A 7900-nucleotide genomic window follows, 5' to 3' on the forward strand; every position below is an offset into this window, starting at 1 on the left:
GATCCGGAAAGATTGAAAGGATCAGGAGGCGGGAAGCGTCAGGGAAGGGAGGGCGACTTCCTGCCCTGCGGTCGGAGCTTCGTCCAGGACAGGAAGAACAACATGGAAGGTGACCCCTCCCCCGGGCCGGTTTTCAGCCCGAATCCGTCCGGCATGACCGTCAATGATCTCCTTGCAGATGGAAAGTCCCAGACCGGATCCGGTCACTTCATAGATTTCACCTTCGTGAAGCTGTGCATACTTTTCAAAAATATCTTCCAGATGCTCTTTTGGAATCCCGGGACCCGAATCCGATATCGCAACGGTCCATGCGGGAGGTTCCTCCGAATAAGATGCTTCGATCTTAATCTTCCCCCTGTCGGGAGTAAACTTGACTGCATTGCTCAACAGGTTGCTGATTACCTGAATCAGACGTCTTTTGTCACCCCGGAGAGAGATCTGTGACGGGACATTTTCTATGGAGATCTCAATATTCTTCTTCCGGCAGGCTCCCGAATAGACGGAGACGGAATGATCAATGATCTTCCGCAGATCGATGGGAAGAAAACGGTACTCCATCCGGCCCGATTCGATCCTGGAAAGGTCAAGGTAGTCGCTGATCAGATCGGAAAGACGCTGACTCTCATGAACGATCGTCTGCAGAAACTCGTTCCGGGTCTCTTCCGGTTCATCCTTGTACCGGAGGAGGAGATCAGCATAGGAGAGAATCGAGGTCAAAGGAGTCCGCAGGTCATGGGCCACGATTTCAAGAAACTTCGTCTTCCGAAGGTCCTCTTCCCGGAGCTTCTCATTCGCTTTTTGCAACTGGCCCGCCTGTTTCTCCAGGATAAACATCATGTCGTTGAAACTTTCCCCGAGCCGCTGCACCGGATCCCGGTGAGCAATCCGATAAATCTCGCATGCCTCACAGCCACAGTTATCCATCGTTTCCGGGAAGCGGCTGCAACAGTAGTCCCGGCCGAAATGCCAGCATCTCAGATGCGGCGACAGATAAGCCGGGCAGGCATGAAGGGCGCAATCCTTGATCTCCCAGCAGTTAATCAGATCGGGATTATCATACCGGACGGAGAGATCCCCGCCGGGCCGAACCTGGTCGATCAGACGGACGATCTCCCCATGTGCCTCCTCCAGCCGCATCTCTGCGATCATGATCCGGTCCCGTTCTTCCCGGAGTGCCCGATAGCTCTGCTTCACCCGTCCGTAATAGCAGATCAGGGTTCCCACAATCACCAGGACCACGGAATTCACGGCGCCGCTGACGGGCGAGATTACCTTCCAGAGAGTGCGATCCCCCATAAAAAGGAGCAGAGGCTGTATTAGATGCCCGAAAGATCGTGAAAGGGAAAAAACGGCGATCGCCAGGGAAACCCAGTAAAGATAGGCAAAAAGGGGATGATCCGGATGCTTTCGGGTCAACTTTTTCGAAGCGGATACGCAGGCAACCGCTATAATCAGAGAAAGGAGAGAACCGATAACATCGGTAACATAGATAGGCCACATGGGGAGAGTAAAATTCACGACAACTCCCCGTCATTATGGAGCATGAAACGGATTCCATAGAGAAGGCACAACAGCGCCGACAGAAAAAGAACATGATCGAAGCGACCGAAATAATAAAGAAGGGCCGGTAAGGAATGAACCTGAAAGCCGACGGCAAGGTTGTGTTCCAGCCCGGTAAACGCATAGGGGGACAAATATTCCCGGTAGACATGTACGTAAAAAGTCTGCACATTCCAGACGGCAAAGAGAAATGCGGACAGGAAGATCCAGGACCAGCCGGAATGGACGGAAGTCCTTCCCTGGTAAAGACGGAGACAGAGATAAATGAGAGATGCAAAAAAGATCAAATGGGCAATCAGGTGGGAGGTCAACCCCTCCCAGTTGCCGTGTACCTGTGTTGCTTCGGCCGATCCGGAGAGACAGAGAAAGAAGAGAACGGAGAAAGCAATTTTCCAATCAAGGTTTTTCATCATGATATGCCGTTTCCACAAGAAGCATATCGTCAGAAACCTGCAAGACCTTTACCGAAAAAATCAGGGGAAGTGACTTTTGAGGATGCGGGAGCAAAACTTTGAGATAATTGTTCGTCAGAAAGACCGGAGCACTCTTCCGGGATATTGCCGTTCCGGTGGCCACTGCCTGCAGGGTCCGGCCGACCATCCGTTCACGGAAACGTCGGTTCTTCGCACATCCCAGCTCACGGAGAAACTGGCAGCGTTCCTTTTTTACATCGCCGGGCACCCCCCCGTTCAGGTCCGCGGCAACAGTCCCCGACCGAACGGAATAGGGAAAAACATGAAAATGAGTTAGCGGCAGGGTCTCAAGAAATTGAAAGGACCGCTCGAAGGAGGCATCATCCTCCCCCGGAAAACCGGCGATCAAGTCGGTGCCGATGGCCATTGCCGGATCCCGTTCCCGGAGGCGCAAAACGAGATCTGCATATCGTTCCGTCCGGTAGGGCCGTTTCATTCGCGCCAGAATGGCGTCATCGCCGCATTGCAGGGGAATATGGAGGTGATTGCAGACCTTCTCCTCCCCCGTAACCAGATCGATCAGCGCGTCATCAACCTCCATCGGCTCCAGAGAAGAGAGGCGAATCCGGAAATCCCCCGGAATGCGGATCAACCGTGCCAGGAGTTTTGACAAACCACCCGGTTCCCGCCGGTCCACTCCGTAGGCCCCTAAATGAATGCCGGAAAGGACGATCTCCGGGTATCCGTTTTGCACAAAGGTCTCCACCTGGCGGATGACCTGCTCCGGGTCCTCACTTCGATACCGGCCCCGGGCGTAAGGAACAATGCAGTAGGAGCAGAAGGCTTCGCAACCGTCCTGAATCTTTACGAAGGCCCGCGACCGGTTTCCGAAACGTTCCAGGAGGGCCGATGGACGCGGAACGGAAACCTTTTCTTCCCGTTCCGCCCGGAGGGAAGCATCAATGAGAATCTCCGAAAGCCCCCCATTCCGCCCCTTCCCCACAACCCGGTCGATGCCGGGAACGGCCTTGATCGCCTCCGGATCGGTCTCGGCATAACAGCCGGTCACCACAATCCGGGCACCGGGATTCTCCCGGACAAGACGCCGAATCACCCGTCGGCATTCGGCGTCGGTGCGTGCCGTCACCGTACAGGTATTCAGGATACACAGATCGGCTTTTTCACCCTCCGATGCGGGGCAATACCCTTCTCTTTCGAGGTTTTCCGCAAGCTGTGCCGACTCGATCTGATTGACCTTGCAGCCAAGGGTTTTTATGAGATAACGCATGTTATTGACCAATTTTCACTTCAAGTAATTCATTATCCTCAACCAAGATGAAGTCGTAAAAAGTCGTTTTCCGGATTCCGTTCATGGTTCGACAGGCTCACCACGAACGGAATATCAATCACTTACACCGTTCGCTCGCCCTGAGCACGCCTGTCCTGAGCCGGTCGAAGGGTCGAAGGGCTTTGTGACTTTTTACGAGACCATCAACCAATACGGCTGTCGACACAAAAAACCTGTCCCGTAACCCCCTCCAATCGTACCAGGTTCCCGACAAAAAGGAAAACCTCCCGGGGATCACAGAACCGGTGCAGACAGCTCTCCCGCAATGCCCTCGCACGAACCTGATCGGGGAGCCGCTTTGTCATGTCGGTCTCCATGAAACCGGGGCTGACGGCGTTCACCCGGATATTCATCGGTCCTAATTCACGGGCCGCAGCGCGGGTCAGGCCGACCAATCCCGCCTTGGCGGCTGCATAATTCGCCTGACCGGTGCTCCCCCGCACCCCGGCAATGGAGACGATATTCACGATCCGGCCACCCCCCTGCTTTTCCATGACCGGCGTCACCCGGCGGATCAGGCGGAAGGGGGCGGAAAGGCAGGTTTCCATCACCGACGACCAGGCCCCCTCGGAGAGTGAGACCAACGGTCCGTCATGGATTTCTCCGGCATTGTTGATCAGGACATGCAGGCCGCCCCAGATATCGAGAACCCGGTCGACCATTCGTGCTGCACTTTCCGGCACCGAAAGATCGGCCGCCACGGAAACAGCTTTCCCGCCATTCTCCCGGATCCGGCGGACCGTCTCCTCCGCTGCATCACGATCCGACCGGAAATGAACCGCCACGCGATATCCGGAACGGGCGAAACCGATGGACAGAGTACGACCCAGTCCACGGGAACCGCCGGTAACCAGAACGACTTCCTTTTCTTCCCCTGCCGTCATCCGATCCTCACGCTCCCCTCCCGACCCGGTCAAGCGCTTTCTGCAGGGAGGAGACCACCCATGCCATTTCCTCCGGGGTGTGGGTCGCCATCACCGAAAAGCGGAGCCTCGACCTCCCTTCGGGAACGGTCGGAGGACGAATGGCCGGCGCAAAAATCCCCCGATCGAAAAGATCTCCGGCCACCCGAACCGCCTTTTCCGCCGGTCCGAGGATCACGGGAAAGATCGGCGTCTCCCGCGATACGGAGGAAAAACCTATCGATTCAAGCCCTTCCGCCAGAAACTCAATGTTCCGCCTGAGCCTCGCCCGAAGCTTTTCTCCCTCTTCTCCCTGAACGAGGGCAAGAGCCGCCGAGGAGGCCGCCAGGACCGCGGGGGGCAGGGCCGTGGAATAGATCAGCGGACGGGCCCTGTTGATCAGCATTTTGATCAGGTCCCTGCTTCCGGCAACGTAGGCGCCGAAGGAACCGAAGGCCTTGCCGAGTGTCCCCATACGGAGGGTAATGCCGCTCTCCAGATCGAAATAATCGACCGCTCCCCTCCCCTTCTTCCCCAACCAACCCGTGGCATGGGCCTCATCAAGATAGATGTGGGCATCATACCGTCCGGCGAGTTTCTCGATCGCGGGAAGCGGAGCAATATCGCCATCCATACTGAAGACACTCTCTGTGGCAATCCATCGAGCCCCACCACAAGTATTTGCTTTAAGTTTATTCTCCAACTCTTTGATATGTATATGTTTATACACAACGATACCGGATCGTGAAAGACGACACCCGTCGATGATAGAGGCATGATTCAGCGCATCGCTGAAGATCCGACCCCCCTCCCGGGTAAGAGCGGAGAGTACACCGGTATTTGCCGCATAACCGGAATTAAAGAGAAGGACCGCCTCACATCCCAAAAAGTCGGCGATCTCTTCCTCTAATTTCGCATGGAGCCGGGAGGTACCGGAAAGAAGACGCGAGGAACCACTGCCGGTCCCCCATTCGGCAATAGCCTCAGACGCTGCGGCTTTCAACACAGGATGCCCGGCCAGTCCCAGGTAATCATTGGAGGCGAGACAGATCAGGTCCCTCCCCCCGATCCGGATGCGGGAACCCTGGGGAGAATCGACCCTCTGCAGCCTTCGATAAAGCCCCTCGGTCTTCAACCAGGCAAGCGATTCTTTAAACACCGGGAACCTCCGTAATCAAACAGGGGACCGATTCCAGCTCCGTCACGATCGCCTTGATGGAAGCCGAGTCCTCAACAAAAAAAACCCGGCCGCCGAAAGTCTCCCCTTTTTCCTTAATTCGGGTGAGTCGAACATAGCCGACAGACCGGGAGGCGACATAACCCGTAGTGTAGTCAGGATCATCGGAACAGCAAAGCTCAGCCACTATGCCGGGGGCGGCGGCCACCTTGGAGGCCAGGACCGACGCTTCCATGACCCGGGGATGATAGATTTTCAGATTCCGCAACAGTCTTTCCAGATCATCCCTCGCCTTTTCCGTCAAGTCCATCCGGGTCACCCGGACCCCCCGTTCCCGGTCCGGTTCCAGACGGCGGCCGTTTCCGGCATGCATCAACATTGCCCCCCGCATGTTTCCGCCCGAAGGTGCGGCTCCCCGAGTAAGCTCATAAAAGGCCTGACTCACGGCTTCATGCGACACACCGCACTTACGGAGCAAACCGGAAACATTCATCGCCGCCTCCCGGGGGCCTTGATGTTTCAGGGTCCGTACAGGAAGCAGTGGAATCTTCCGGATTGATGATCGTTTGAGACGGTCCGCACCGAAGACAATGGAGGTCGGCTCTCCTCCCTTGTGCAACAGCGCACGCTCCGCCATCTTTGCCAACACCTGCGGAATGACTTCCCTTGCTACGATCCGTTCAGCGCCACAGAGATGCTCTTCCCCGATGGAAGCGTGCATCCGGAGGCTGAAGAGTTCTTCTCTACGCTTCATTATTCTCCCCCCTTCCCCGCCGCCGGACCTCCGGCAACCCGGAGCCCATGGGACGCAACCAGGACCCGGTCCTTTTCAGGCGCCGTCCCGGGCGTGGTCAGGTAATCCCCGGTCAGGAGTCCATCAATCCCGGCATCGAGCAATCTCCCCTGCTCTTTTCCGAGCTGGATTTCCCGTCCCGCACAGGCACGGATTTCGACTCCGGGATGGATCAGGCGGAAGAGGGCAACGGTTTTCAGGATCTCCTCCCGCCCCATCGACTGCACGTCGGCCAGGGGGGTGCCGGGGATGGGATGGAGAAAATTAAGGGGGATGGAATCAACCTTCAGGTCCCGGAGGGTCAGGGCCATCTCCATCCGCTGTGCCATCGTCTCTCCCATGCCGAGGATCCCGCCGCAGCAGACCTCAAGACCCGCAGCCTTGGCATTCCGGACCGTCTTCAAACGGCGGTCGAAGGAGTGGGTCGTGCAAACAGCTGCATAAAAGCTGCGGGCCGTCTCGATGTTGTGATGATACCGGAGCAGACCGGCCTCCTTCAATGCCTTCAGTTCCGGGAGGTCCAGCGTCCCCAGTGAGGCACAGGGACGGATCCGCCCCGCCGCCCGCATCTTCCGGAGCATGGCCTCGATCTTGCTCAGGTCCTCTCTCGTTGCCCTCCGACCACTGGTGACGATACAAAACAAATGCACCCCGTCACCTGCGGAACGATCGGCCCCTTCGAGGATTTGTTCTTCCGGAATCAGGGGATAGGTTGAAACCCCGGTTTTGTGATGAGCCGACTGTGCACAAAAGCGGCAATCCTCACCGCAGCGGCCCGACTTGGCATTGATGATGGCACAAAGGCTCACCGCATCCCCCCGGAACCGTTCCCGAACCCGGCAGGCCGCCGCCATCAGCTCGGGAAGATCCACCTGCACGAGGGCATTTGCCTCTTCCCAATTCAGGGAACCCCCCTCCTCGGCCTGTTGTATGAGTGTTCTGTATTTTTTCTGCATCAGGGTTTTCTCCGCTTCGATGGAATGAGGGAAGTGTATGACCTCTCCCACCGCTTGTCAATACGGAAGGAAAGCCGCTTGACAGAAATGGAAGGTACGGTAAACTGTGAACCAATCCTTTCACACGACCGGGAAGGACGCAAGCAGACGGACTTTTCAGGAAGCCGCCGAACCGAACCATTTCCAAAGGAGGCAACATGTCCATCACACTACCGGAACTACCCTATGCAAAAGATGCCCTGGAACCCCATATCAGTGCAAGGACCCTGGAGTTCCACTACGGAAAACACCACAATGCCTATGTGACGAATGCAAATAAGCTACTGGAAGGAACGGAGCTGGCCTCGGCATCCATCAAGGAGATCCTGCAGAAAACGGCCGGGGACAACTCCAAGGCAGGGATCTTCAACAATGTCGCCCAGGTCTTCAATCACTCCTTCTACTGGCAGTGCATGAAACCGGGCGGCGGCGGGACTCCCTCAGGCCCGATCGCGGACAGGATCCATGCCGCCTTTGGCAGCACCGAAAAATTCGTCGAGGAATTCAAAACCGCCGGGGCCACGCAGTTCGGCAGCGGCTGGGCCTGGCTGGTACTGAAAGAAGGGGAGCTTGCCGTCATTAAGACAGCCAATGCCGACACCCCCATTGCACACGGCATCACGCCCCTTCTGACGGTCGACGTCTGGGAACATGCCTATTATCTCGACTACCAGAACCGCAGGCCCGACTACCTGAGTACTTTTGTGGACAA

General features: G+C 56.7%; 8 protein-coding genes. 1 reads left to right on the forward strand and 7 read right to left on the reverse strand.

The window, feature by feature from the left end:
- Window positions 1-21 precede the first annotated feature (21 nt).
- The 7 genes from GXP58_06685 to bioB all read right to left on the reverse strand — a co-directional run bounded on the left by GXP58_06685 (window position 22) and on the right by bioB (window position 7149).
- Window positions 22-1518 (reverse strand): HAMP domain-containing histidine kinase, encoded by a 1497-nt coding sequence (locus GXP58_06685; GenBank protein NOY53293.1) that lies wholly within the window; start codon window positions 1516-1518, stop codon window positions 22-24.
- Window positions 1515-1973 carry a hypothetical protein gene (locus GXP58_06690; GenBank protein NOY53294.1) on the reverse strand — a complete coding sequence of 153 codons (459 nt, stop codon included), beginning with the start codon at window positions 1971-1973 and terminating at the stop codon, window positions 1515-1517. The genes GXP58_06685 and GXP58_06690 overlap by 4 nt, the downstream gene beginning before the upstream one ends.
- Window positions 1957-3261 carry a tRNA (N(6)-L-threonylcarbamoyladenosine(37)-C(2))-methylthiotransferase MtaB gene (gene mtaB, locus GXP58_06695; protein ID NOY53295.1) on the reverse strand — a complete coding sequence of 435 codons (1305 nt, stop codon included), beginning with the start codon at window positions 3259-3261 and terminating at the stop codon, window positions 1957-1959. The genes GXP58_06690 and mtaB overlap by 17 nt, the downstream gene beginning before the upstream one ends.
- A gap of 203 nt (window positions 3262-3464) precedes the next feature.
- Window positions 3465-4205 (reverse strand): SDR family NAD(P)-dependent oxidoreductase, encoded by a 741-nt coding sequence (locus GXP58_06700; GenBank protein ID NOY53296.1) that lies wholly within the window; start codon window positions 4203-4205, stop codon window positions 3465-3467.
- Between the two features lie 7 nt (window positions 4206-4212).
- Entirely contained in the window at window positions 4213-5382 is a 1170-nt protein-coding gene (gene bioF, locus GXP58_06705) for an 8-amino-7-oxononanoate synthase (protein NOY53297.1), read from the reverse strand.
- Window positions 5375-6154 carry a 6-carboxyhexanoate--CoA ligase gene (locus tag GXP58_06710; GenBank protein ID NOY53298.1) on the reverse strand — a complete coding sequence of 260 codons (780 nt, stop codon included), beginning with the start codon at window positions 6152-6154 and terminating at the stop codon, window positions 5375-5377. The genes bioF and GXP58_06710 overlap by 8 nt, the downstream gene beginning before the upstream one ends.
- Complete coding sequence (gene bioB / locus GXP58_06715) at window positions 6154-7149, reverse strand: biotin synthase BioB (protein NOY53299.1); 996 nt, start codon at window positions 7147-7149, stop codon at window positions 6154-6156. The genes GXP58_06710 and bioB overlap by 1 nt, the downstream gene beginning before the upstream one ends.
- 197 nt (window positions 7150-7346) lie before the next feature.
- On the opposite strand from bioB, the gene GXP58_06720 reads away from it, so the two are divergent.
- Window positions 7347-7900 (forward strand): superoxide dismutase (locus GXP58_06720; GenBank protein ID NOY53300.1); only part of this gene is annotated, 554 nt, incomplete at its 3' end.

The sequence above is a fragment of the Deltaproteobacteria bacterium genome (genome assembly GCA_013151235.1).
GTDB lineage: Bacteria > CG2-30-53-67 > CG2-30-53-67 > CG2-30-53-67 > CG2-30-53-67 > JAADIO01.

Excerpts from the sequence above, each read along its gene's own strand:
- GXP58_06690 (NOY53294.1), bottom strand. The coding sequence starts at position 1,973 with ATGATGAAAAACCTTGATTGGAAAATTGCTTTCTCCGTTCTCTTCTTT.
- mtaB (NOY53295.1), bottom strand. The coding sequence starts at position 3,261 with ATGCGTTATCTCATAAAAACCCTTGGCTGCAAGGTCAATCAGATCGAG.
- GXP58_06700 (NOY53296.1), bottom strand. The coding sequence starts at position 4,205 with ATGACGGCAGGGGAAGAAAAGGAAGTCGTTCTGGTTACCGGCGGTTCC.
- GXP58_06710 (NOY53298.1), bottom strand. The coding sequence starts at position 6,154 with ATGAAGCGTAGAGAAGAACTCTTCAGCCTCCGGATGCACGCTTCCATC.
- bioB (NOY53299.1), bottom strand. The coding sequence starts at position 7,149 with ATGCAGAAAAAATACAGAACACTCATACAACAGGCCGAGGAGGGGGGT.